Origin of the sequence: Azospirillum sp. TSO35-2 (assembly GCF_003116095.1) — a bacterium.
GTDB lineage: Bacteria > Pseudomonadota > Alphaproteobacteria > Azospirillales > Azospirillaceae > Azospirillum.
The window spans coordinates 1-24,204 of sequence record NZ_LGRA01000007.1 but is presented as its reverse complement, the minus strand read 5'-3'; the positions used below and the strand labels follow the sequence as shown (position 1 = coordinate 24,204).

General features: G+C 68.8%; 17 protein-coding genes and 1 pseudogene. 7 read left to right on the top strand and 11 right to left on the bottom strand.

Annotated features, from left to right (window positions below):
• The 3 genes from TSO352_RS01500 to tnpA all read right to left on the bottom strand — a co-directional run.
• The coding region (locus tag TSO352_RS01500; RefSeq protein WP_109105636.1) for a DUF4347 domain-containing protein at nucleotides 1-2,186 on the bottom strand (2,186 nt) is incomplete at its 3' end.
• A gap of 443 nt (nucleotides 2,187-2,629) precedes the next feature.
• Nucleotides 2,630-3,214: a YigZ family protein gene (locus tag TSO352_RS01495; protein ID WP_109105635.1), complete on the bottom strand. Its 585-nt coding sequence runs from the start codon at nucleotides 3,212-3,214 to the stop codon at nucleotides 2,630-2,632.
• Between the two features lie 80 nt (nucleotides 3,215-3,294).
• Entirely contained in the window at nucleotides 3,295-3,678 is a 384-nt protein-coding gene (tnpA, locus tag TSO352_RS01490) for an IS200/IS605 family transposase (RefSeq protein ID WP_109105634.1), read from the bottom strand.
• A gap of 22 nt (nucleotides 3,679-3,700) precedes the next feature.
• Between tnpA and TSO352_RS01485 the strand changes: the two genes are divergently transcribed.
• Entirely contained in the window at nucleotides 3,701-4,936 is a 1,236-nt protein-coding gene (locus TSO352_RS01485) for an RNA-guided endonuclease TnpB family protein (protein WP_158284503.1), read from the top strand.
• 16 nt (nucleotides 4,937-4,952) lie between these two features.
• On the opposite strand, the gene TSO352_RS01480 is transcribed toward TSO352_RS01485, so the two are convergent.
• The 5 genes from TSO352_RS01480 to pseB form a co-directional block, all read right to left on the bottom strand.
• Nucleotides 4,953-7,466 (bottom strand): calcium-binding protein, encoded by a 2,514-nt coding sequence (locus tag TSO352_RS01480; protein ID WP_109105632.1) that lies wholly within the window; start codon nucleotides 7,464-7,466, stop codon nucleotides 4,953-4,955.
• Between the two features lie 140 nt (nucleotides 7,467-7,606).
• Nucleotides 7,607-7,903, bottom strand: coding sequence for a hypothetical protein (locus TSO352_RS01475; RefSeq protein ID WP_109105639.1), 297 nt, complete (start codon nucleotides 7,901-7,903; stop codon nucleotides 7,607-7,609).
• 126 nt (nucleotides 7,904-8,029) lie between these two features.
• Nucleotides 8,030-9,595 carry a flippase gene (locus TSO352_RS01470; RefSeq protein ID WP_247871834.1) on the bottom strand — a complete coding sequence of 522 codons (1,566 nt, stop codon included), beginning with the start codon at nucleotides 9,593-9,595 and terminating at the stop codon, nucleotides 8,030-8,032.
• Between the two features lie 185 nt (nucleotides 9,596-9,780).
• On the bottom strand, nucleotides 9,781-11,007 hold the full coding sequence (gene pseC / locus TSO352_RS01465; RefSeq protein WP_109105638.1) for a UDP-4-amino-4,6-dideoxy-N-acetyl-beta-L-altrosamine transaminase: 1,227 nt from the start codon (nucleotides 11,005-11,007) through the stop codon (nucleotides 9,781-9,783).
• A 59-nt stretch (nucleotides 11,008-11,066) separates the two neighbouring features.
• On the bottom strand, nucleotides 11,067-12,059 hold the full coding sequence (gene pseB / locus TSO352_RS01460) for a UDP-N-acetylglucosamine 4,6-dehydratase (inverting) (protein WP_109105631.1): 993 nt from the start codon (nucleotides 12,057-12,059) through the stop codon (nucleotides 11,067-11,069).
• A gap of 489 nt (nucleotides 12,060-12,548) precedes the next feature.
• Between pseB and TSO352_RS34195 the strand changes: the two genes are divergently transcribed.
• Nucleotides 12,549-13,895: a tetratricopeptide repeat protein gene (locus TSO352_RS34195; RefSeq protein WP_109105630.1), complete on the top strand. Its 1,347-nt coding sequence runs from the start codon at nucleotides 12,549-12,551 to the stop codon at nucleotides 13,893-13,895.
• A 14-nt stretch (nucleotides 13,896-13,909) separates the two neighbouring features.
• On the opposite strand, the gene TSO352_RS01450 is transcribed toward TSO352_RS34195, so the two are convergent.
• Nucleotides 13,910-15,166, bottom strand: coding sequence for a glycosyltransferase family 4 protein (locus tag TSO352_RS01450; RefSeq protein WP_109105629.1), 1,257 nt, complete (start codon nucleotides 15,164-15,166; stop codon nucleotides 13,910-13,912).
• A gap of 217 nt (nucleotides 15,167-15,383) precedes the next feature.
• On the opposite strand from TSO352_RS01450, the gene TSO352_RS01445 reads away from it, so the two are divergent.
• The 3 genes from TSO352_RS01445 (at nucleotide 15,384) to TSO352_RS01435 (ending at nucleotide 18,777) form a co-directional block, all read left to right on the top strand.
• Complete coding sequence (locus tag TSO352_RS01445) at nucleotides 15,384-17,219, top strand: ABC transporter ATP-binding protein (RefSeq protein WP_247871833.1); 1,836 nt, start codon at nucleotides 15,384-15,386, stop codon at nucleotides 17,217-17,219.
• On the top strand, nucleotides 17,209-18,237 hold the full coding sequence (locus TSO352_RS01440) for a glycosyltransferase family 2 protein (protein ID WP_158284502.1): 1,029 nt from the start codon (nucleotides 17,209-17,211) through the stop codon (nucleotides 18,235-18,237). The genes TSO352_RS01445 and TSO352_RS01440 overlap by 11 nt, the downstream gene beginning before the upstream one ends.
• 198 nt (nucleotides 18,238-18,435) lie before the next feature.
• Nucleotides 18,436-18,777 (top strand): hypothetical protein, encoded by a 342-nt coding sequence (locus TSO352_RS01435; protein ID WP_247871832.1) that lies wholly within the window; start codon nucleotides 18,436-18,438, stop codon nucleotides 18,775-18,777.
• A 403-nt stretch (nucleotides 18,778-19,180) separates the two neighbouring features.
• On the opposite strand, the gene TSO352_RS01430 is transcribed toward TSO352_RS01435, so the two are convergent.
• Both TSO352_RS01430 and TSO352_RS01425 read right to left on the bottom strand, forming a co-directional pair.
• Nucleotides 19,181-20,125 (bottom strand): replication protein RepA, encoded by a 945-nt coding sequence (locus tag TSO352_RS01430; RefSeq protein WP_109105627.1) that lies wholly within the window; start codon nucleotides 20,123-20,125, stop codon nucleotides 19,181-19,183.
• A 606-nt stretch (nucleotides 20,126-20,731) separates the two neighbouring features.
• Nucleotides 20,732-21,874 carry an RNA-guided endonuclease TnpB family protein gene (locus TSO352_RS01425; RefSeq protein ID WP_109105626.1) on the bottom strand — a complete coding sequence of 381 codons (1,143 nt, stop codon included), beginning with the start codon at nucleotides 21,872-21,874 and terminating at the stop codon, nucleotides 20,732-20,734.
• Between the two features lie 248 nt (nucleotides 21,875-22,122).
• Between TSO352_RS01425 and TSO352_RS01420 the strand changes: the two genes are divergently transcribed.
• Nucleotides 22,123-23,580, top strand: coding sequence for a mannose-1-phosphate guanylyltransferase/mannose-6-phosphate isomerase (locus tag TSO352_RS01420; RefSeq protein ID WP_109105625.1), 1,458 nt, complete (start codon nucleotides 22,123-22,125; stop codon nucleotides 23,578-23,580).
• Nucleotides 23,581-23,982: 402 nt separating this feature from the next.
• Nucleotides 23,983-24,204 (top strand): annotated as a pseudogene (locus TSO352_RS32805) (hypothetical protein); the annotation flags it as partial.

Here is a 24,204-nt window from a genome sequence, read left to right as displayed (position 1 = left end):
ACCGCGCTGCCGTCGGCCAGCCGGATGACGCCGCCGGCCGGCAGGCCGGTCACCGTCACGCTCAGCGCGTCGTTGTCGGCGTCGGTCGGGGCGGCGATGCCCAGCGCGACCGCGGTGCCGGCCTGGGCGGTCACCGTCCGGTCCGCCTCCGCCACCGGGGCGCGGTTGGCCTGAACGATGGTGACGCTGCCGCCGCTGCCGAGCTGGAACTGGCTGGCGTCGAAGCTCCCCGTCAGGGTCACGGCCAGATCGCTGCCGAGCCGCAGGACGGTGGAGCCGACGGCCGTCTCCACCCGCAGGGCGGTGAGGTCGGCGCCCTCCATCACCAGACGGTCGCCGACCGCGGCGTCGGCGATGGTGACGGCGCCGGTGGCCCCGGCGGCGATGCGGATGACGTCGTTGCCGCCGTTGCCGGTGACGGTGGCGCCGGCACCGACGGTCAGGTCGTCGTCCCCGGCGCTGCCGGCCAGGTCCACCCGCCCGAACCCCGTGGCCTGCGACAGGTCGACGGTCGCCCCGCTGCCGGACGCCGTCACCGCGAGCGCGTTGCCGTGCCCGCTCAGCGCCAGCCCGGCCAGCTGCGACGCGGCCAGGGTCAGGGTGGAGGCGGCGCCGGTCAGCTCGATCGCCTCGACGCCGGACAGCGCGGTCGCCGACAGGTCGGCGCTGCCGGCGATGCGCAGCGTGTCGGACGCGGCGCCGCCGGCGATGGCGGTGAAGCCGGCCGCCTGGGCGCCGGTCAGGGTGACGTCGTGCGGCTTGCCGCCGGTCAGCTCCAGCCGCTCCACGCTGGTCAGCGTCATCCCCGTCAGGTCGATCGTGGGGGAGGCGACGTCCGTGTAATATTCCAGGTCGTAGCCGTTGTAGCTGGCGAGGTCGTCGGAGCGGACCTCCAGCGTGTCGGTGCCGTCGCCGCCGTCGAAGGACACCGTGCCGGCGTCGGTCTGGTTGACGACGATGTAGCGGTCGTTGCCGGCCTCGCCGAAGATCTGGTCGGCCTGGGTCTGGGCATAGCTGCCGGCGCTGACGATGCCGGCCAGGATGGTGTCGTCGCCGTCGCCGCCATGGATGGTGTCGCGTTCCCAGTCGCCCTTCAGCAGGTCGTTGCCGGCGTCGCCGAAGATCAGGTCGGCACCGCCGCCGCCGGCCACCGTGTCGTTGCCGGTCTGCCCATGCAGCTCGTCGTTGTCGGCGCGGCCGTAGACCAGGTCGGCGCCGCCGCCGCCGAAGACGGTGTCGTTGCCGTCGCCGGCCTCCAGCGTGTCGTTGCCGGCGCCGCCGGTCTCCAGGTCGGCGCCGCCATGGCCCCAGAACCACACCGCGCTGTCGCCTGCGGTCAGGACGTCGTCATGCTCCGTCCCGACCCAGCGCTGGATGTCGACGAAGCTGTCGCCCGCCGCCTCGCCGGTGTTGTTGGCGCCGTCGATCAGGTCCAGCGTGATGCCGGACGTCGCGGTCTCGTAGGTGACGATGGTGAAGCCGTTGCCGCCGACATAATGGTCGGCGCCCAGCCCGCCGTTCAGGGTGTCGCCGGCCGACTCGCCGCTGTTGCCGCCGCCGACCAGCGTGTCGTCGCCCAGCCCGCCGATCAGGCTGTCGTTGCCGGTGCCGCCGGTGATGCTGTCGTTGCCGGCGCCGCCGTCGATCCGGTTGCCGGTGTCGTCACCGACCAGCGTGTCGTCGCCGTCGGTCGGGGTGCCGCTGTAGGCCAGCCGATGGACCCAGGCGCCGCTGTCGGCGAAGGGGGAGGAGGCGGCGATCGGACCGGTCGCGACGTCGAGATCCCACGAGGCGCCCAGCGCCGGATGGCCGACCGGGTGGCTGGCGGCGGCGACCCGCGCCCCGGTCGCCCGGGCGAGCGCCGCGGCGAAACGGCCGCCGTCGGCGCCGGTGTCGCAGGCGTGGATCAGGATGTCGGTGCCCGGCGCCTGCGGCCAGGAACGCCCCTCCGCCACGCGGCGGGACAGCGCCGCGGCGTCGAGGGGACGGGCGCCGAGGCGGACCGCCCCCGGCTCGCCATGGGCCAGCAGATGGATGGCGGCGGGTCGCCCGGCGAGCGCCTCGGCCAGGGCCTCCTCCCCATCGTCGTCGCCCGTCACCCGGACCACCCGGACGTCCGGCCGGCAATGGTCGAGCAGCCGGTCGAGATCGTCGAGGCCGGCGTCCGCAATCAGTACGTCGCGCACAGATGGTCCTCCTTGATGGCGGCGGCTCGCGCCACGCTCATGCGATGATTTGTTGGGCCAATCGGCCGTATAGCTCCGAATGTGAGGAAGATATCGCGGCTCACAACCCGATAAGTCGGGGTATCACCGGCAAGAACGGGCGATCCTTTGAAAGGAAGACCGTGGATGATGGTGTGATTTCAGACGGTGATTTCGGCTCATCGCCGCGCCCGGCCGCGATTGTTCGAAATTGCCGCTGTGCGGGAAGCTTGCCTTTTGATCACACGAAAAAGGGGTGGTCCCGGGGCGCGACAAGGATCCAGATCATGAAATCCACGCTTATAGTCATTATGTCATGACATGAAAAACGCATAAGCCGCCTTATGGAAACTGAAGCGTCGCTGTTCCTCGGGGGCATCGCGTCTTCGGGCGGCCACGCAAGGCGGCGGATCACGGGCGACGGATCACAGCGGTTGGATCCGGGCCTGCCCACGGCAGATGTCGGTGACCAGACGGACGGCGTCGTCCAGCCGCTCGCAGGGCAGCGTGATGCGCAGCGTCACGCCGTCCGGCGTGAAGTCCGTGGTGTCGACGAGGGTGGCGGGAAAGCCGCCGAGCCCCGCCCGGATCCTGGCTTCATCGGCGAAGGCGCAGGTGACGGACAGGGTGGCCAAGGTGATGATCGGCTGCCGGTCCGCGGCGCGCAGGCAGGCCGACGCCGTGCCGCCATAGGCGCGCACCAGCCCGCCGGTTCCCAGCAGGATGCCGCCGAACCAGCGGCTGACCACCACCGCCACCCGGTCCAGCTCCTGGCCTTCGATGGCCTGGAGGATCGGCCGCCCGGCCGTCCCGCCGGGCTCGCCGTCGTCGCTGAAACGGTGGACGGTGCCGATCCGGAACGCCCAGCAATTGTGGCCGGCGTCCGGATCGCCGCAGCCGGCGATGAAGCGGCGCGCCTCCTCCTCGCTGCCGACCGGGCCGGCCTGGGCCAGGAAGCGGCTTTTCTTGATCTCCTGCTCGAACCGCTCCGTCGTGGTGAGAGTGAACATGCCGGGCTATCCATGAACTGCGGTCAGTGCTCCAGCCAGACCGCATAGCGTTTGGCTGGGGGTGAAGGCTGTCGGAAACGTCATTCCGGCCGCTGTTGCTGCTCGATGTACGGCTTGATGATCGACAGTGGAACGCCACCGCACGAAACGATGCAGGACGACCGCGACCAGAATACAGGTTTGCGATAGACGCTCGCCAGATGGTCGGCGAACTCCTTGCGCACCAATCTGGAGGTGGTGGTCTTCAGGTTGTTGAGGACGTTCGGCAGATCGAGGTTTGGTAGCCGTGCGATCAGCAAGAGAAAGGGATCGGGCTCGCCATTCATCCCCAACAGCTTCCCGCCCCACCCTTCGCACCGGGCCGCGGTGAGGCCGCGGCGCCGGTGCTTGGTGACAAGAACCAAATGATCGTGGAGCGCATAAGCCCAATGATAAGGCTTGGAAAATTCTATTTGTTCGCTCATGCAACCAAGCTATGGTGGCTCCATGCCGCTCGCCAATCGTCGGGTCAGGTACAAGCTCTATCCATCCGCTCGGCAGGCGGTGGCGCTGGAGCGTCTCTGCGATCTTCACCGCGCGCTGTACAACGCGGCGTTGGAAGAACGGATCGAGGCGTACCGCAAGGCTGGGGTGTCGATCCGCTTCGCGGACCAGTGCAAGAGCCTGACCGTCGTCCGCCGTGAGTGTCCTGAGTATCTGGCGCTGAACGCGCAGTCCGCGCAGGTCACGCTGAAGCGCTTGGACAAGGCGTTCGCGGCGTTCTTCCGGCGCGTGCAGGCGGGTCAGACGCCCGGCTTTCCGCGCTTTAAGGGAAAAGACCGCTTCCCCGGCTTCGGCTTCAAGACGCACGGCGACGGCTTCACCTTCAAGCCCGGCAACAACTGGCGGCATGGCCGCCTGCGCCTGTCCGGTGTCGGGACCATGGAGGCGCGCGGGGAAGCGCGGACACCGGGGCGGATCGTCTGCGCCGACGTCCAGCGCAAGACGGATGGCTGGTTCCTGTCCCTGGTGGTCGAAGGCGAGCCGCACCGCGCGCGCACGGCCGACCGGGAATGCGGCCTGGATTGGGGGGTCGAGACGTTCGCCACGCTGGCCTATGGGCCGGACGCGTTCGCGGCCATCGCCAACGACCACCACCTGAACGCCGAGACGAATGCCATCAAGGAGCAGCAACGCCAACTGTCCAAGGCTTTGCGCGGCAAGCGGTCGGGGCACGCGACCAAAGCCCGCCGCCACATGGCGAAGCGACACCGCAAGGTTGCCAGCCGACGCAAGGATTTCCTGCATCAGACCACGGCACGTCTGGCGCGCGACCACAAGGTCATCGTGACCGAGGCGTTGACGGTCAAGAATATGACGGCGACGGCTAAGGGCACGGAAGAAACGCCCGGCAAGAATGTGAAGCAGAAGGCCGGTCTGAACCGCGCCATCCTTGATACGGCTCCGAGTTCGTTCCTTGCGATGCTCGCATACAAAGCGGAAGAAGCTGGGTGCGAGTTGATAATTCTCGACACGCGAAAGTGCAAGCCAAGCCAGACTGACCCGCTCAGCGGGGCAATCTTGAAGAAACCTCTGTCGCAACGCACGCACACCCTGCCCGACGGCCGGGTGATCGGGCGCGACGAAGCAGCGGCTTTGGTGATGCTGCGTATCGGGCTGACGCAACTTGGTCGGGAACCGACCTGGGCCGCGAGGCCCGAAACCCCAATCAGAGCCGCTTAGGCTTGGCTGCGGTCGTTCATAGGACGAAGTCGAAGATCGAGAAATTGTAGTTGGCGATGTTGACCTGGATGCGGAAGTCGGCCACCCCGTCGCCGTTCACCTCGCCCTCGATCAGCGTCACCGCGCCGGAGGTCTGGGTGCGGAGCTGGCCGGCGGCGCTGAAGCCGGCGGTGCCGACGAAGGTGAAGGCGTCGTTGGTCTCGGAGGTGGCGGCGATGGCGTCGATCTCCGACACGTCGATGCGGTCGCCCTCCGCACCGATGGTGGCGTAGCTGGCGAGCCCCTGGAGCGCCGCCTCGGCCACCGCGGCGCCGTTGAAGTTGATGATGACGTCCGGCGCCGCCAGGGTGGATTCGTTGAGGTTGCGGACCGAGAAATAGTCGGTGCCGGCGCCGCCGTCCATCAGGTCGGCGCCGTAGCCGCCGACCAGCGTGTCGTTGCCGCTGCCCCCCAGCAGCACGTCCTCGTAGGAGGTGGTGGTGTCGTTGGCGTTGACGGCGATCTCGTGGGTGCGGTCGGAATAGACGTCGCCGAACAGCCAGTCGTCGCCGGTGCCGCCGCGCAGCACGTCGCCGCCCAACCCGCCATAGAGCGTGTCGTTGCCGCTGCCGCCGTCCAGCCAGTCGGTGCCGGCGCCGCCGTCGAGCCAGTCGTTGCCGTCCTCGCCCAGCAGGGTGTCGTTGCCGGCGACGTTGATGATGTCGCCGGCCAACTGGTCGTCCCCCGGACCGCCGAACAGCCGGTCGTTGCCGGCCCCGCCTTCGAGCTGGTCGTTGCCGTCGCCGCCCAGAACCACGTCGTTGCCGGCGTTGCCGAACAGCGTGTCGTTGCCGCCCAGCCCGGCGATGGTGTCGTTGCCGGCCCCGCCGCCGATCCCCTCGCCGCGCAGCGTTCCCACCAGGTAATCGTCGCCGGTGGTGGCCGAGGACGCCACCGTCAGCCCGGTGAGCGACGGCTGGGAGACGCTGACCAGCGAGCCGACCGGGTACAGCCCGTCGGTCGCCTGGAGCATCTCGACGCTGGTCAGCGTGTCGATGCCGTCGGGGCCGCTGATCACCAGGTTGCCGCTGCCGTCGAAGGCCAGCGAATAGGACGCCAGGGCGGCGGTCAGCACGAAGCTGTCGATGCCGCCCAGCCCGTCCACCGCGTCGGACACCGGGTTGCCCAGCGCGTCATAGGCGGCGCTGCCGCTCAGCGTGTCGTTGCCGGTCGTGCCGGCGACCGGCCCCCCCTGGGGAAGCAGGGCGGCGAACGCCCCATCCGCCATGGCGAACCCGGCCGACGGCAGCGCGGCGGCGGCGCGCAGCGGCCGGCCCTCGCTCAGGCCATAGCGGATGTAATGCGCCTCCGCCGCCGCGGCGTTCCCGCCGGTGGCCGCCGCCACGTCCGCGTTGGCCGCCAGATAGGCGGCGGCGTCGAAGGTCAGCGCCCGGCCCTCCAGCCGCCCCAGCGCGACATAGTGCCGGAGCGCGGCGGCGGTGTCGGTGCCGAAGGCGACGATCAGGTCGCGGTTGGCCGCGATGTAGCCGAGCGCGTCGAAGCCGGTCGCCGTCCGCCCCTCCCGCAGGCCGAACCGGGCGTAATGGGCCAGCCCCGCCGCCGGGTCGGGGCCGTAGGCGGCCAGCACGTCCGGGTTGGAGGCGAGGTAGCCGTAGGGATCGAAGCCGCCGGTCCGGCGCCCCTCGCGCACACCGAAGGTCAGGTAATGCTGCAGGGCCGCGTTGGCGTCGACGCCGAAGGCGGCCAGCACGTCGGGGTTGGCGCCCAGATAGCCCAGCGCGTCGAAGCCGCCGGTGCTCCGCCCCTCGTTGCGGCCGTTCCAGGCGTAATGGCGCGCCGCGGCGACCACGTCGGTGCCGAAGGCGATGGCGAGGTCGCGGTTCGCCGCCAGATAGCCGCGCGCGTCGAAGGCCGCCGTCGCCAGGCTGGTCGTCCGGCCGTCGATGGTGATGCTCTCGACGTTGGTCAGGGTGTCGGCGCTGCGGCTCGACACCACGGCGTAGCGGCCGCCGCCGGCATCGAGCGCGACCACCACCGGCGTCTCCGCCCGGTAGGAACCGTCCCGCAGGGCGTAGCGGCGCGGGTCGCCGACGTAGATGGCGCGGTCGTTGCCGCCGCCGCCGTCGAAGCTGCGCCCGCCGGGCACGCCCAGATAGACGCTGTCGTCGGCCTGCGCGCCGACGAAGCCGTCGATCTGCTGGAAGATGCGGGACCCGAGCCGGTCGAGCGTCCCGCCGGTCAGGGCGACGTCCAGCCCCTCGATCCGGTAGCGCAGGGCGCCCGCCCCGTCGAGGTCGCTCAGCCCGGTGACGCGGACCGAGGCGGCGGTGCCGCTGCCGGCGGCGCTGTAGCTCAGGACGGTGCCGTGCGACCGGCCGGCGACCGTGCGGGTCACGGTGAGGCTGTTGGCCCCGGCGGCGATCGACGCGGCGTCCGGCAGGGTGGTGAAGGCGTCGGCGACAAAGCCGTTCGCCAGCCGGGCCTCATCCAGATCGAGGGCAAAGCCCGGACCCGCCACCAGCCGCGCCATGCCACGCCCCCTTCCGGCCGCCGCAAGGCGGCGCCAAGGCCGGTCCGGGACGGCCGGGTCCGGCGGTCACCTGGCTTCGCGGAAAGCCCGCGGGGCCGCCGTCGCGGCCCACCGACGGCACCGGTCCGGTGCCGTCGGGCTCAGATCACCTGGAGATAGGCCGGGTCGAGCGCGCCGTGGCGGAACGGGATCCAGTCCTTGTGGTCGGCGCGGTACTGCAGGCCGTAGGGGTTCTTGAAGAAGATCTTCTGGAGCGGCTGGCCGCCCTCGGCGCGGGTGCGGTCGAGGTCGATCAGCGGCGAGGCCGCGAACACCTTCTCCCACAGCTCGGTGTTGTCGACGTCGCGCCCGGCGTTCTTCACATAGTCGCGGGCGGTGTCGCTGAGTTGCCACGCCTCTTCGACCATCGCGTAATAGTCCACAGTACCCTCGGCCATGGCCTTGAACTCCAACCAGCGTTGCACAGAGTTTCCGCTCACATAGCGCATTTCCGGCGGCAAAGGAACCACCTGCGCGACAGGAGCGGGCGTTGCCGGACAAGCCCGGCCACGCGGGAAAAGATGTTACGGACGATCGGCCGCAGCCCCGTCGATCGCCCGCCCGTCGATCGCCCGGTCGATCGGCGGGGCCCGGCGCTTGCGCAAGGGGCCCGCCAGCCGCTCCCACGAGCGGGTGCGCAGCAGCCGGCCGGCCACGCCCAGCCCGACCGCCACCAGGCCGGTCAGGCTGATCGCCGCCCCGACCGGCCCGCCGACCAGCAGCCCGGCCAGCCCGGCCGCCCCGGCCAGCAGGGCGCGCAGGCCGATGGTCAGCGCCACCATCCCGGTCCCCGGCGCCAGCCGCGGCAGCAGCACCAGCAGCAGCCCGCAATCGACCGCGGTGCGCAGGCTCCAGGCGGCGGCGGCGCCGACCGCGCCGTAGCGCTCGGCCAGCAGCCACAGCACGCCCAGATAGACCGGCAGCTCGACGAGCTGCAGCCGCGCCGTCACGTCGACCCGGCCGACGCTCTGGATCAGCGTGTTGGGGACATAGGCGGTGGCGTTGAAGAAGACGCCCAGCATCAGGATCGACAGGACCGCGGCGCTGTTGGCGGCGAAGGCCGGGCCCAGCCACAGCTCCAGCGCCGTCTCGCCGCCGACGATGGTCGCCGCCTGCATCGCCAGGAACACCGCCAGCGTCAGGTGGCCGCCGGCGTCCAGGATGCGGCCCAGGGCCGGGGGATCGCGCCGGAACAGGCTGGAGGCCAGCGGGAACAGCGCCAGCGACAGCGCGCCGGGGATCACCATCAGCCGCGACAGCAGCTCGAACGGGGTGGTGTAGAAGGCGACCATCGCCGCCGGCACCAGGCTGAGCAGGATGAAGCGGTCGGCGTAGAGCATCGCCGGGCCGACCAGGTTGTTCAGCATCATCCAGGCGCTCATGGTGAACAGCCCGCGCAAGCTGGGGCGGCCCCAGCGGCCGGGATGCAGCAGGTCCGGCACCAGGCGCACCGCCAGCACGCCGTAGCCGACCAGCCCGGCGAAGCGGCCGACCGCGATGGCGGCGATCACCGGCACCAGGCTGTGGCTGAAGGGCAGGACGAACAGCGGGCTGAGATAGTTCAGCACCCCGACCGTCATCCGCACCAGACTGATCGGGCGGAAGCGCTGGTGCGCCTCCAGCACGCCGCGCAGGCCGGCGGACAGCAGGGCGATCGGCACGATCGCCGCCGCCACCAGCAGGCTGAGCCGGATTTCCTCCGGCGAGGTGCCGGTGTCGAGCTGGAAGCGGTCGGCCAGCAGCCCGGCGCCGAGCGCCACCGCCCCGCCGGTCACCAGCCCGATCCCCGCCATCAGGGCGATGGCCGGCCCGGCGATCCCCGCCGTGCCATGCGCCGTGCCGTGCGCCCGCCCATCCCCCGCGTCCCCGCCCGGCCCGTCCTGGTGCCCGATCCGCTCGGCGACGACCTGCACCAGCGAACGCCCGAGCCCGAGGTCGAGCACGCCCAGATAGCCGAGCAGCGCCCAGATCAGGGTGAGCGCGCCGAAGCGCTCCATCCCGACGGCGGCGATGAGCCATGGAATCGACAGGAGGGCGGCCAGCATCGGCAACCCTTCGCCCAGCAGATTCCAGAGGGTGTTGCGAAGCAAAATCGAGGATCCGTACGCGAAGCACCGGGAAAGGCGGCGAGATCGGGACAGCCGGGCCGGTCCTGCGACCTTGAGCCTATGCCATCCCGACGACGGGATTGTTATCCGTCCATCCTCGCCAAAACGCTAACGGAATCGCGTGGACGAAACGGTCTGGACCCTGAACGGCCTGACGGCGGCGGCCGTCAGGCCAGAACCCGCTCCAGCGCGTCGGCGACCCGGTCGACGTCGTCGTCGGCCATCGCCGGAAACAGCGGCAACGACAGCGTGTGCGCGTAGTGCGCCAGGGCGCCGGGCAGGTCGAGGTCGCCGTAGCGGCGGCGCCAGTAGGGCTGGCGATGGACCGGGATATAGTGGACCTGGGTGCCGATGCCCAGCCCGCGCAGGGCGGTCATCACCGCCGCACGGGTCCGGCCGGCGGCGGCGAAGTCGATGCGGGCGGCGCACAGGTGCCAGGCCGGCCGGCACCAGGGGACGACGGCCGGCGGGCGCACCAGCGGGGCCAGCGGCGCCAGCCGCGCGGCGTAGCGCCCGATCAGCGCCCGGCGCCGCTCCACGAAGCGGTCGAGCCGGCCGAGCTGGCTCAGCACCAGGGCGGCGTGGATGTCGGAAAGCCGGTGGTTGAAGCCCGGCTCCGCCATCTCGTAGTACCAGGGGTTGGGCGCCCCCGCCCCGTCCAGCGCCGCCTCGGGATCGGCGAAGCCCTCGCCCGGCCCCGGGTCGCGCATCATGCCGTGGTTGCACAGGCGGCGGACCCGCGCCATCAGCGCCGGGTCGTTGCCGGTGACCGCCCCGCCCTCCCCGGCGGCGATGGTCTTCACCGGGTGGAAGGAGAAGACGGTCAGCGTGCCGTGGCGGCAGGCGCCGACCGGCGTTTCCCCATCCGCGGCCAGGTCGGCGGCGAGGTCGACGCTGCCGATGGCGTGGCTGGCGTCCTCGACCACCGCCAGCCCCTCCGCCCGGGCGAGCGCGCCGAGCCCGGCCATCGGCGCGGTCTGGCCGGCGTAATGGACCGGGGCGAGGGCACGGACGCGCCAGCCGGCGTGGCGGGCGCGGGCGATGGCGGCCTCGGCCTCGGCCACCCCCATCAGGCCGCTGTCGGGGTCGACGTCGGCGAAGGCGACCTCCGCCCCGGCGTGGCGGGCGGCCGACGCGGTGGCGAGGAAGGTGTTGGACGGCACCACCACCGCGTCGCCGGGGCCGATCCCCAGCGCGGTGTAGGCCAGCCGCAGCGCCGCGGTGCCGTTGGCGCAGGCGACCGCCTCGGCCGCCCCGACCCGTCCGGCCAACGCCCGCTCGAAGCCGGCGACCGCGGGCCCCTGCGTCAGCCAGTCGCCGCGCAGCACCGCCGCCACCGCGGCGATGTCGGCCTCGTCGACCGACTGGCGGCCATAGGGCAGGAAGGGGGGCAGGACGGGAACCCCGCTCCCGCCCGTCTCCGCCGTGTCCGTCGGCCGTGCCGGCCCCGCCGTCACGGCGCTTCGGCCAGCAGGCGGCGCAGCCGCTCGCCGTCCAGCCAGTCGTCGTTGCTGTCGCTGGCGTAGCGGAAGCCGTCGGCCACCGGGCGGGCGTTCAGCCGCTCGTAGGGGGCGTGCTGCCAGAAGGTGAAGGCCGGCTCGATCACGTAGCGGTCCTCCAGCTCGTAGGTCTGGCGGGAATCGTCCTCGGTGATCATCACCTCGTGCAGCTTCTCGCCGGGGCGGATGCCGACCAGCTTGTGCGGCAGGCCCGGCGCCATGGCGCGGGCGAGGTCGCCGATGCGCAGGCTGGGGATCTTCGGCACGAAGATCTCGCCGCCCTGCATCATGGCGAAGCAGGACAGCACGAAGTCGACGCCGTGCTGCAGGGTGATCCAGAAGCGGGTCATGCGGTCGTCGGTGACCGGCAGATGGTCGGCCCCCTCGGCGATCATCTTGCGGAACAGCGGCACGACGCTGCCGCGCGATCCCACCACGTTGCCGTAGCGCACCACCGCGAAGCGGGTGTCGAGCGCCCCCGACAGGTTGTTGGCGGCGATGAAGATCTTGTCGGACGCCAGCTTGCTGGCGCCGTACAGGTTGATCGGGTTGGCCGCCTTGTCGGTCGACAGCGCGACGACGCGATGGACCCCCATCGTCAGCGCCGCCCGCACCACGTTCTCCGCCCCGTAGACGTTGGTGTGGATGCACTCCATCGGGTTGTATTCGGCAGCCGGCACATGCTTCAGCGCCGCGGCGTGGACGCAGAGATCGACGCCGCGCATCGCCAGCTCCAGCCGCTCGCGGTCGCGCACGTCGCCGATGAAGTAGCGCAGCGTCGGCGCCCATTCCGCCGGCATGCGCTGCTGCATCTCGTACTGCTTGAACTCGTCGCGCGAGAAGATGATGACCCGGCGCGGCTTGGCGTGGCGCATCACCGTCTCGACGAAGCGGCGGCCGAAGGACCCGGTCCCCCCCGTCACCAGGACCGACCGCCCATCCAGCATCCGCAGCCCCGCCTCCAGCCCGGTGCCGGGGCCGGGGCCGGGGACCTGGGCGGAGCCGTCGGCGGAGTGCCGTCCCTTGGGAGCGCTGGAATCTGTGGTCACCGCCGGGTTCCGTCTGTTGGAGGCACGCACCATGCCGACGCCGTCGGACCGGAGACATCCGGGCCGGCGGCCGCATCGGGTTCGACAACAAGCCCCGACCGTAACCGAAGCTTTCTGAGCATCGGGTTAATTCAGGATGTCCGCGGGCGCAAGGCGCGTGTCGCCGCGGGCCAAGGGGATGGCAAAGGCGGGCGGGCGGCGCACGGGACCGTCCACGGCCCGCCCGGCGCCCATCGCGCCGGTTTTTCTACTTGAAAGAGCATGTTGCCATCGCGTTGCCCTTTTCATGAGCGCATCCTTGGGTATGGGCCGCGTCTTGCGGGTGCCGGCCGGCGCCCCTATAGTCGACGCCCGCCCCGTCCACCGCCGTGGGATCCGACGACCGACATGACGACGACCTCCCCCCCGGTCCCGCAGCCGGAGCCGGAGCCGACCCTGGTGTCGGCCGGGCAGCGGCTGGCCGACACCCCCGGCGACGCGGCGGCCTGGATCGCCCGGGCCGTCGCCCTGGCCCGGGCCGGCGACCATGCCGGGGTGGCCCGCGGCCACCGCCGCGCCCTGGCGGTGCAGCCCACCAGCGGGGATGCCTGGAGCGGGCTGGGGGCGGCGCTGTCGGCGCAGGGCCGGCACCGCCCGGCGCTCGCCGCCATCCGGCGGGCGTTGGCGCTCGACCCGGCGCACGGCCACGCGGCCTTCCACCTGACCACCGCCCTGCTCCGGGCCGGCGATTTCGACGCCTGCCGGATCGCACTGGAGCGGCTGATCCACCTGCAGCCCGCGGTGCGGAGCCACCCCTGGGGCCGCGCCCAGCTCCGCCTGCACGAGGGCGACTACGAGCGCGGATTCGCCGATTACGAGGCGCGTTGCTGGCTCCCCGACTACGCGCGCTACCGCATCCACCGCGGGCCGCGCTGGGACGGCGGGCCGCTGGACGGCAAGATCGTCATGATCACCCTCGAGCAGGGCTTCGGCGACACGCTGATGATGGCGCGCTACCTGCCGATGCTGAAGGCGCGCGGCGCCCGGCGGGTGATCGTCGAATGCCGGGACGAGCTGCGGCGCCTCTTCGCCGGGATGGAGGGGGTCGACGCCTTCATCGCGGAGAACGCCGCGCCGACGCCGATCTACCACGTCCACAGCCCGCTGATGAGCCTGCCGCTGCGCTTCGGCACCACCGCCGCCACGGTGCCGCCGCCGGTCCGCCTGGCCATCCCGGACGAGGCGCGCGCCAAGGCCGCCCGGCTGGTGCCCGGCCCCGGCGGCGCGCGGAAGGTCGGCATCGTCTGGTCGGGCAACTCGGCTTTCCCCGACAACCGGTTCCGCGCGGTCGGGCTCGACCGCTTCCTGCCCCTGCTGGAGGTGCCGGGCGTCACCCTCTTCAGCCTGCAGAAGGGACCGCTGGAGGCCGAGCTGGACAGGCTCGGCCCCGCGGCGCCGATCGTCCCGCTCGGCCCGCATCTGGAGGATTTCGCCGACACCGCGGCGGTGCTGGAGCGGCTCGATCTGGTGATCATGACCGACAGCTCGGTCGCCCACCTCGCCGGGTCGCTGGGGACGCCGGTGTGGAACCTGGTGCAGCACGTCCCCTACTGGGTCTATGGCCGCAGCGGCCCGACCACCCCCTGGTACCCGTCGATGCGGCTCTACCGCCAGGGCGCCGACGAGGACTGGGCCCCGGTGTTCGAGGCGGTGCGCCGCGACCTGACGGATCTCGCGGCGCGCCACCGGGGCTGACCCCTCCCCTCCCCTCACTCCGGCAGCGGCGGCAGGCGGCCGGCGTGGAGGTCTTCCAGCAGGCGGATCTGCGCCGGCAGGCAGTGGGTGGCGAGGTCGAAGCGCTCGACCACCGTGCGCCGGGCGGCGTCGGACAGGGCGGCGCGCAGCTCGGGGTCGTCCAGCGCGGTCTCCACCCGGCCGGCGACCGCCAGCGGGTCGAAGAAGTCGGTCAGCAGGCCGTTGCGCCCGTCCTCGATCACCTCGGCGACCGGCGGCGTGTCGGAGCCGACGATCACCGCGCCGCAGGCCATCGCCTCCAGCATCGACCAGGACAGGACGAAGGGATAGGTCAGGTAGATGTGGGCGCGCGACACCCGCAGCACCGACAGGTAGCGGTCGTAGGGCAGCTTGCCCAGGATGTGGAGGCGGGACGATTCCGGCCGCGGGCTGCCGGCCTCGTCCAGCATGGTCTCGCGCCACATCCGCTCGCGCCAGGTGCCGCCGCCCTCCGGCGGGGCGCCGTAGCTGACCTCGTCGCCGCCGACCACCAGGATGTGCAGGGCGGGCCGGCGGCGCAGCAGCTCGGCCGCCGCCCGCATGAAAGTCGGAAAGCCGCGGTAGGGCTCCAGGTTGCGGGCGACGTAGGTCACCACCTCGTCGTCGCGCGACAGGCTGCGGCCGTCGGGCAGCGTGACGGTCGCCGCCGGATCCGGCCGGCACAGCGCGGTGTCGACCCCGTCATGGATCACCGAGATGCGCGGGCGGACCAGCGCCGGGTGCTGGCGCCGCTGCCATTCGGTCGGGCTGACGCCCCAGTTCATCGCGTCGAGCCCGGCCAGCAGGGTCGCGTTCTTGGCGCGGATGCGGCAGCGCGTTTCCAGCGTCACCGGCTTTCCCGGCTCGAACCCGACGTCGGAGCCGTCGGCGCGGTAGAAGAACTCGCAATAGAGCAGCAGCCGGGCGTCGGGGAACAGGTCCTTCAGGAACAGCGCCTCGCCCCAGCCGGGATGGGCGCAGATCACGTCGGGGGTGAAGCCGCCCTTCTGCAGCGCCAGCCCGGCGCGCACCGCGCCCTGCCCGTGCAGGACCTGGCCCTCGAACATGCGGATGTAGGGGTGGGTGGCGTTGCCCGGCTCGCGCGACGGCTGGTAGAGCGCGGTGCGCACCCCCGGCATCTCGCGCCGCGTCTTGCCGATGAAGGCGACCTGATGGGCCGGATCCGCCGCGAAATGGCGGACGAGGTGCTTGTACTGGCCGGGGGTGTTCTGGTGGACGAACAGGATCCGCATGGACAGGCTTTGCCCGACAGAGGGAGAGAGGGGCCGACAGCCTGCGGTCTTGGCGCGCCGCTGTCGATGGTTAAGCGCGGCGCTCCCCGAAAGGAAGAGGTGCGGCCAAGCCCCCCAGCCAAGTCCCCCGGCCAAACCCCTGGCCAAACCCCTGGATGTCCGTTCCGCGGGCCGGCCGCTCCCTCTATAAGGGGGGTCCACTTGCCGGGACCGTCTGATGGACCGCTCCTCTCCCCTGCCCGCCTCGCCCTGGCGCTTCCTGTGGCTGTTCGTACGCGAACGGTTCCTCGGGCGCGCCATCCTGCTGAACCTCGCCGCCGCCGGCGGGATCGGGCTGATGGGGCTGGAGCCGCTGGCGATGCGCGGGCTGGTCGACGCGCTCGCCGGCATCCCGGCGGCGGGCGCCGCGGGCGGCTGGACCGCCGAGGTGATGCGCTGGTTCCTGCTGCTCGGCGGGCTGTGGATCGCCTCGGCGCTGTTCAACCGGCTGCGCGAGCTGGTCGACCTGCACACCTCGCCGGCGCTGCGCCACGCCATCCAGGTCCGGCTGTTCGCGCACCTGATCGACCACGCGCCGCGCTACTTCCAGGACAATTTTGCCGGCAACCTCGGCCAGAAGGTCAAGCAGGCCGGGCAGAGCGCCATCCAGATCCTGGAGATCCTGACCAACGACATCATCCGCATCGTCGTCATCCTGGCCATCGGGCTGTCCCTGCTGGCCTCGGCGCAGACGCTGTTCGCCCTGCTGCTGGTCGGCTGGACCGCCGCCCATCTCGGCCTGTCGGCGCTGCTGGCCCGGCGCTGCCTGACGCTGTCGCACGCCTTTTCCGAGGAGGTGTCGTCGACCACCGGCCGGATGGTCGACGTCATCGCCAACGCCGAGCTGGTGCGCGCCTTCGCCCGCCGCCGGCAGGAGCAGGCCGGCCTGTCCGACGCGCTGATGGGCGAGGTCGCCCGCTCCAAGGAGCTGCGCTGGTTCCTGACCAAGATGTGGTTCTGGCTGTTCAACGCCCTGCTGGTCTTCCAGATCACCCTGATCGGCCTTGCCGTGTCGGAGGCGATGGCCGGCCGGATGAGCGTCGGCGACTTCGCCCTGGTCTTCTCGCTGGCCAGCATCGTCGGCACCAACGTCTGGGGGCTGTCGACCCGCATGCTGGGCTTCTTCGAGCAACTCGGCATCCTGTCGGGCGCGCTGGAGCTGATCGTCCGCCCGCACGAGATCCCGGATCCGCCCGGCCGCCCCGCCCTGGCGGTCACCGCCGGCGCGATCCGTTTCGAGGAGCTGCGCTTCGCCCATCCCGGCAGCGGCGCCGTGTTCGACGGGCTGTCGCTGGCCATCGCGCCTGGCGAGCGGGTGGCGCTGGTCGGACCGTCGGGGGCGGGCAAGAGCACGCTGGTCCGGCTGCTGCGCCGGCAGTTCCCGCTGCAGGGCGGCCGCATCCTGATCGACGGCCAGGACATCGCCGCGGTCAGCCTGGAATCGCTGAACCGCGCGGTGGCCGAGGTGCCGCAATCGCCCAGCCTGTTCCACCGCTCCATCCGCGACAACATCGCGTACGGCACCGACGGCGCCGACGACGCGGCGATCCGCGCCGCGGCGGCGCGGGCCCATTGCGACGGCTTCATCGAGCGGCGGGCCGGCGGCTACGACACCGTGGTCGGCGAGCGCGGCATCCAGCTGTCGGGCGGCGAGCGCCAGCGGGTCGCCATCGCCCGCGCCTTCCTGAAGGACGCGCCGATCCTGGTGCTGGACGAGGCGACCTCCTCGCTCGATTCCGAGACCGAGCACCTGATCCAGGACGCCCTGCTCAGCCTGTTCGAAGGCCGCACGGTGATCGCCATCGCCCACCGGCTGTCCACCATCACCGGCATGGACCGCATCCTCTATATGGAGCAGGGTCGCATCCTGGAGGACGGCGACCACGCCACCCTGCTGCGCCGCGACGGCCCTTACGCCCGGCTGTGGCGGCGGCAGGTCGGCGGCTTCCTGCCAGACGATGCGGCGGGTCCAGGTCCAGATCCGGTCGCGCCGGCGCAGGGGGGTGCGGTATGATACCGGCTTGGTTGCTTGTGTTTTGGCCGCTGTCGCGGCTAGATCGTATGATGGCTTCTCAGGGAATGTTCCAGCTGTTTTCATGATTGCCCATCATAATATTCCGAATAGGGTGCCAGATATGCTTCCAGTTTCAGTTGTTATTCCATGCTATAACAGAGAGAATTACATCAGAGATTCTGTCGAAAGTGTTCTTCGGCAGAGCATGACAGGATTTGAAATTATTGTCGTTGATGACGGCTCAACAGACAAATCTGTTGATGCCATCCAGTCTATTAATAGTGACAAGATAAAACTTATTCGTCTTTCGAAGAATATGGGAATATCCGCCGCTCGTAACGCTGGAATTTCGATGGCTCAAGGGAATCTGATTGCCTTTCTTGATTCAGATGACCTCATGTGCGAGAAACGCCTTGAGGAACAGGAGAGTCTGTTTCGAAATGATTGTCGAACAACAATCTGTGGTTCATATTTTGATATAATAGACGATAAAGGCAGCCTGATTGGAAGTACTGATTGCTTCCACAATACCGATCGTATGCTCAAGTTTTCAGCGACTTTGGGATGCCCATTCCATTTTAGCACAATAATGGTAAGGTCAACTTCAGTAGGTGGAGAAAAGCAGTTCTTCGACGAAAGTCTTGAGGTTGGAGAAGACTACGAGTATATGAGCAAAAATATTCTTGAAGGCTACGGCTGCATAATCAAGAAGAGACTCACATCCTGTCGTGCGCATATCAATTCAAAAACAAACGATGTAATGAATAATAACCCCAACCTCCATATGGAAATTTTTGGGCGCGTATCTCTCAATAACATGAAAAAAATTGGGTTCAATACAGATATTTATACGTCACTTATACTGAGGGAAAAGATTTTTAGCGTCAATAAGCCGAACTATGATGCTCTCAGCGAAGTTGGGAAAGCGGTTTGTCAGGATATTGAAGCGCAGTTTATCAGCACATTCACACACTGGTACAACTCTCATGACGTTTTTGAACAGCAAAAGGCTGATTGACCGGTGCGACATCGTTGCCATGTCAGGAGCATTGCAGCGTTGGCTGTGGCGGCGATTCTGCTGATGTCGCAAGCTCAAGCAATGTCCCCTGTTCCTTTCTTTCAGCATGTCAGGCATATCGGCTTGCTCTGCGCGCTGGATCGGGCGGAAAGCCCTGCTCCGGACGCAACCGCGGTTGATCCTTCCCCAATCGCCGTGTTGAGTGAGGAGGCGCTGTGCCGCCGCGCCGTCGCCGCGCTGTCCGGCTTGGTGACCTCCGGGCCGGCGGTCGTGCCCTTCGCTCCCAACGACGACCGCATCGCCGACCCGGCCGCCCTGCTGGTGCTGCTGCACGCCACGCTGCGCGCGGAGGACGGCCGGCGTCTGCTGGCGGTGGCGGCGACCCTGCACCGCGCCGGGGCCGACGCCGGCGCGCCGCCTTTCTTCATGATGCCGCCCCAGGCGCTGACGGTGACCGGGAGCCTGGACGACGCGGCCCTGGACGCGGCGTTGCGCCGCCTTTTCGGCCCCTTGGCGCAGGCGCTGCACGCCAATCCCTGAGCGGCTGAGTTTGGAGTCTTGTCGCAGGGGGGTGGCGCCCTGCGGCCCGGGCCGGAATCCCCCGGGAACGCTCATTCCAACGCATGCGCGCCGGTGCCGATCCCAGGGGTTCCGGTCAAGGCAAAACCGGCGTTTCATCCGCGCAAACCGTCATTCCCGCGAGGGTGCATAGGCGCTGACTTTGAAGTGTTCAGTCTTTCGAAGCCGACGATTCCTGTCGTCGACCGTCATCCCCGCGCAGGCCGGGATCCAGCCAGATCAACGGCTTATCCGCGGAGTTTCCCGAATCCCCGCCTGTGCGGGGATGACGCTGAAAGACGGGGTTGCCCGGTCTGGAAACGATGCGACACACCTAAGTCAGCGCCTATGCGGCCTGCGCCGGAACAAGCGCGGCCGTTTCGCCTCAGCGGCAGAGCTGGGCGAACTTGCGCTCCGGGATCGGCGGCGGCGAGGGGTGCAGCATCAGCCCCTGCTCTTCCACGTCGACCCGCGCGTCGGGGTAGACGGCGAGCGCCAGTTGCAGCGCCTCGATGAAGCGCTTGCGGAAATCGCGCAGGCGGCTGTAGCCGGCGCCGAACTGTTCGAACACCGCCGGCCAGGTGATCGGGGTCGAGCGGTTCAGGCTGTGCAGCCGGTAGGCCAGCCAGATGTAGATGTCGATGCTGGTGCTGTTGTTCTGGATGTGGCGCAGCGCCGGTTCCCAGATCGGCACCGGGTGGGCCTTCAGCTCGCGGAAGAAGGCCTCCGACAGCAGGACGCGGTCCTCCCACAGCGACCCCTGGCCCGGCTCCGCCCCGGCGTTGGCCGAGAAATGGATGCCGCCCTTGACGATCGAGCCCTTTTCGAAGCCGATGCTGTGGGCGTCCTCCCAGGCGAAGGTCAGGTTGCAGGCGGCGATGCGCGAGGCCTGCTCGCGGATGTCGCGGTAGGTCTGGCCGCCCACCGACAAGCCCATGCGGTCCAGCCATTCGTGCATGCTGCGGCCCAGCTCGACCTCGCGGCTGTCGGTCTGGATGGCGCGGGTCTGGAGGTACAGCAGGATCATGCGCGCGCGGCTGCCGTACGGAACGCCGTAGAGCTTAAAGCCACCGTTGCGGATCGGCAGTCGACCGGGTTCGATCAGCAAGCGGATCTTGTGTCCGCGACGCTCCCACGGCTGGTCATCGGGAAGACGACGATGTGGAAGTGCGGTCAGGGCAAAACCCGAATAGGTGATGCCAAGCTCTTGCCGCTCCTCTTCCAGGACGGCAGCCGCCACGTCGACTAGCGAACGCCGGTCCGGATCGGTTTGGAGCGCCTTCGCCTGGTCGCGTCCAAGCTGGGTGATCAGGGTGTGTATCTGTCCCATAGCGAGCTGACCTTGGCCACGACTTTGCGGTGAACCGTATATCACGGCCGGATAGTGCCAGCAATTTGGAGTCTTGTCGCTCAAACTATTTGTACGGTTATTTGATTCAGTTAATAGTTTGCGCGACAAGACTCCAGTAGAGAATCGCGAGTCGCGCGACAAAACTCCAGAATTCCCGCGACAAGACTCCAGCGGATAGTCCGCTTGGCCTGTGGATTTCCGAGCCATCGCGACAAGACTCCAAGAAGGACATTTCGATTCGCCATCGATTCGGGGCCGAATCGCTTCCGATTCGCCATTTTCCGAGTCGCGGCCGCGGCGATCCGCTCCCGGCGGCGCGCCGGTCCCTCCGTCCGGCCGGTTTTGGGGGTGGATTTGGAGTTCTGTCGCGCCTTGGCCGCGGCTTTGGGTCGTCCGGGGCCGCCGTGCCGCAGGGCCGGGGTGGGGGCGCGACAAGACTCCAACCTTGACCCTGGCCTCAATCCCGGCCGCCGGTCGCTGGAGGGGGATGTGTTTGGAGTCTTGTCTCGCCCCCTTGTCCTGGAATGAGGCGCTCCGGTCGGGTGAACACTCTATCGCCTGAATGGCGACAGCTTCTCGGTCAAGCTAGGCGGTAACCCGCTGGCTTGGCGACCGAAGGCCGGTCCCCGGCCCCATTCCCTGTGCCCGCTGCAGGATGACCTTTGCTGCCGCAACGTCCCGATCCAGCAGGCATCCGCACTCACAGTGGTGCGTGCGGTCGGAAAGCGTTTTGGTGGCAACGGCCCCGCACTCCGGACAGGTCTGAGAGGTTCCGCGCGGATCGACGGCTTCCACCCGAACACCAGCATTTGCGGCTTTGTATTCGATGAAGTGCCGAAGTTGGCCCCACGCGGCGTTGTGAACGGCCTTGGCCAGCCTCGAGCGGGTCAGACGGTCGACGTTCAGGTCTTCTAGGGCAATGAAGGCATAGCGCTCCACCAGAGAGCGGGACAGCTGATGGAGAAAGTCACGCCGCTGGTTGGCGGTGTGGGCACTGTGGCGGGCAAGCCGTTGCCTGGCCTTAAGTCGACGCCGGCTGCCCCGCTTGCAGCGGGCAAGGGCACGTTGCAAACGACGCTGCTTTTTGGCCGCGTGTTTCGTCCAATGCGGCGTTGCTATGCTCTCACCGTCCGAGGTGGCAATCAGGCTGGACAAGCCGACGTCGATGCCGACCGCGGCACCATCGCGCAGCGGTTTCTCCTGATCAGGCAAGGCAATCTGGAAGCAAACGAACCATGAGCCGGCCGAACGGGAGAGGACGGCGGCCCCCACCGTCGCACCGGCTGGAAGGGCGCGGTGCCACTTCACCTTGATCTCACCAGGGATGCCGGTGATGCCGAGGCGCTTGCTCTTGCGGATCGTCAGACCATCGCCGACCCGGAACTCGGCGCTGTCGAAGCGGTGCTTTGCCTGGAAGCGCGGAAAGCCGGCCTTGGCCTTGGTCTTGAGGCGGCGGAAGAAGGCGGTGAACGCCTTGTCCAGACGGCGGAGCACCTGTTGTGCGGCGGAATAGCTGAAGCCGGCGAGGCGCTCGTCGATGGCGCGGACTGCCTTCAGTTCGCTTGATTGGTCGAAATAGCGCAGCGTCTTGTGCTGACGCCGGTAGGCTTCGATGCGCTGCTGGAGAGCCGCGTTGTAGAGATCGCAGAAGGCGCCCAGCATCTCTGTCAGAACCACGCTCTGGGCCTTACTCGGATAAAGCCGGTATTTGTAGCTCCGCTGAACCATGCGAAAATCCTACATAATGTTCATGATTTGTTCGAATCAAGTTTCCCCTACTCCCCCTGACTTTCCTGATGCTCACTAAAAGCGGTAACCCCTCGTCGGAATGTCGCGTAGGTCTCGGAGGGGTGCTTGTGAAGCGCGAAGACCGGGGTCTATAACGAAGCGCCAAGCCACCCGGCCGGATGGTTCCGTCAGTGATGGGGCCATGGTCCGGGGGACTTTTCGACAGTCACACAACATATGGCGGCAGTATGAACGGCAATTCCGCACAAAAGATCGTCCCGGTGCTGCTGTCCGGCGGCACGGGGTCCCGTTTGTGGCCTTTGTCGCGCGAGCTGTATCCCAAGCAGTTCCTGCCGCTCTGTTCCGACCGCACGATGCTGCAGGACACCGCCCTGCGTGTCCGCGCCGAAGGGGCTGCGGCCGGTATCGCGGTGGCCTTCGCCCCGCCGCTGGTGATCTGCAACCAGGAGCACCGCTTCCTCGCCGCCGAGCAGCTGCGCCAGTCGCGCTGCGAGCCGCGCGGCATCATCCTGGAGCCGGCCGGGCGCAACACCGCGGCGGCCTGCGCGCTCGCCGCCTTGGCGGTCGCCGCCGACGATCCGGACGCGCTGCTGCTGGTGCTGCCGGCCGACCACGAGATCCGCGACGCCGCCGCCTTCCACGACGCCGTCGCCATCGCCGCCCGCGCCGCCGCGGCCGGCCGGCTGGTCACCTTCGGCATCACCCCGACCCGGCCGGAGACCGGCTACGGCTACATCCGCCGCGGCCACGCGCTGGACGAGGCCGACGGTGCCTTCAACGTCGCCGCCTTCGTCGAGAAGCCGTCGCTGGAGGTCGCCGAGCGCTACCTCGCCGAGGGGACCTACGCCTGGAACAGCGGCATGTTCCTGTTCCCGGCCGGCCGCCTGCTGGCCGAGCTGGAGCGCCACGCCCCGGCGGTGCTGGCCGCCTGCCGCGAGGCGCTGGAGCAGGGATCGAAGGACCTCGACTTCTTCCGCCTCGACGCCGAGGCCTTCGCCAAGGCGCCCAGCATCTCGATCGACTACGCGGTGATGGAGCGGACCGACCGCGCCGCCGTCGTGCCGTGCGAGATCGGCTGGACCGACGTCGGCGCCTGGTCGGCGCTGTGGGACGTCGGGAGCAAGGACGGCGAGGGCAACGTCGTCGTCGGCGACGTGCTGCTGGAGGGTGCCCGCGACTGCTACGTCCGCAGCGACAACCACCTGACCGCCGTGGTCGGGGTGGAGAACGCCGTGGTCGTGGTGGTGGACGACGCCGTGCTGGTCGCCGACCGCTCTCAAGCCCAGGACGTCAAGCGCATCGTCGACCGGCTGAAGGCCGAGGGGCGCAGCGAGTCCGTCAGCCATCGTCGGGTCCACCGCCCCTGGGGCTCCTACCAGTCGCTGCACACCGGCGACCGCTTCCAGGTGAAGAGCCTGACCATCGCGCCGGGCTCGCGGCTGTCCTTGCAGAAGCACCATCACCGCGCCGAGCATTGGGTGGTGGTCAACGGCACCGCGCTGGTCACCCGCGGCGAGGAGCAGGTGATGGTCTACGAGAACCAGTCGATCTACATCCCGATCGGCACGGTCCACCGGCTGGAGAACCCCGGCAAGGTGCCGCTGACCATCATCGAGGTGCAGTCCGGCTCCTATCTGGGCGAGGACGACATCGTCCGGCTGGAGGACGTCTACGGCCGCAACTGAGCGGCCGCGCCGCGAACGCCCGACCCTTCCACCCGCCTGTCCGCAGCCCTTGATGGTCATTCATCCATCAAGGGCTTTTTTGATGGCCCGATCGACGCAGGCGGGGCCTGACAGGCGCTCTGCCGAAGCGCTCCCGAGTCGCGAAAAACGTGCAAACCATCGTGGAAGCTCTTTCCGGAAGACGATCGGAATCATGAGATGGCAACCGTCGATGGCGGAATATTTTGGGTACAAGAGTGTGCATTACCGAAATTGTTGTAAGTAAAATAGTGGGTTGCTGTCTCTTCAAAGGATGAGGTGCGACAGAATAGGCGTTGATGCTGAAAGATTATCTAAAAAGGATATCGGGATAAGCCGCTTTGCCTGAATGGCCTGCGGCAAGACTTTTTTGGGGGTGGAAGAATGCCTATCGCCGGATTTGACCCCGCAAGCTATTTGGCGGCCAACCCTGATCTCATTCGGGCTGGTGTGACCCTGAACACTGCCGAAAACCATTATGTTGCGGCCGGTCGTGCCGAACAGCGCTCGACGAGCTTCGACTCGTCGAGCTATCTGGCGGCGAACACCGACCTGCTGCGGGCGGGCCTGAACACCAGCAGCGCGGTGCAGCACTATCTCTCCTTC

Bases quoted from the DNA above. Each gene is read 5' to 3' on its own strand.
- tnpA (WP_109105634.1), bottom strand. From the start codon at position 3,678: ATGAGCGAACAAATAGAATTTTCCAAGCCTTATCATTGGGCTTATGCG.
- TSO352_RS01450 (WP_109105629.1), bottom strand. From the start codon at position 15,166: ATGCGGATCCTGTTCGTCCACCAGAACACCCCCGGCCAGTACAAGCAC.
- TSO352_RS01495 (WP_109105635.1), bottom strand. From the start codon at position 3,214: ATGTTCACTCTCACCACGACGGAGCGGTTCGAGCAGGAGATCAAGAAA.
- TSO352_RS01430 (WP_109105627.1), bottom strand. From the start codon at position 20,125: ATGGGACAGATACACACCCTGATCACCCAGCTTGGACGCGACCAGGCG.
- TSO352_RS01445 (WP_247871833.1), top strand. From the start codon at position 15,384: ATGGACCGCTCCTCTCCCCTGCCCGCCTCGCCCTGGCGCTTCCTGTGG.
- TSO352_RS01425 (WP_109105626.1), bottom strand. From the start codon at position 21,874: ATGGTTCAGCGGAGCTACAAATACCGGCTTTATCCGAGTAAGGCCCAG.
- TSO352_RS01420 (WP_109105625.1), top strand. From the start codon at position 22,123: ATGAACGGCAATTCCGCACAAAAGATCGTCCCGGTGCTGCTGTCCGGC.
- TSO352_RS01475 (WP_109105639.1), bottom strand. From the start codon at position 7,903: ATGGCCGAGGGTACTGTGGACTATTACGCGATGGTCGAAGAGGCGTGG.
- pseB (WP_109105631.1), bottom strand. From the start codon at position 12,059: ATGCTGGATGGGCGGTCGGTCCTGGTGACGGGGGGGACCGGGTCCTTC.
- TSO352_RS34195 (WP_109105630.1), top strand. From the start codon at position 12,549: ATGACGACGACCTCCCCCCCGGTCCCGCAGCCGGAGCCGGAGCCGACC.
- TSO352_RS01485 (WP_158284503.1), top strand. From the start codon at position 3,701: ATGCCGCTCGCCAATCGTCGGGTCAGGTACAAGCTCTATCCATCCGCT.
- TSO352_RS01480 (WP_109105632.1), bottom strand. From the start codon at position 7,466: ATGGCGCGGCTGGTGGCGGGTCCGGGCTTTGCCCTCGATCTGGATGAG.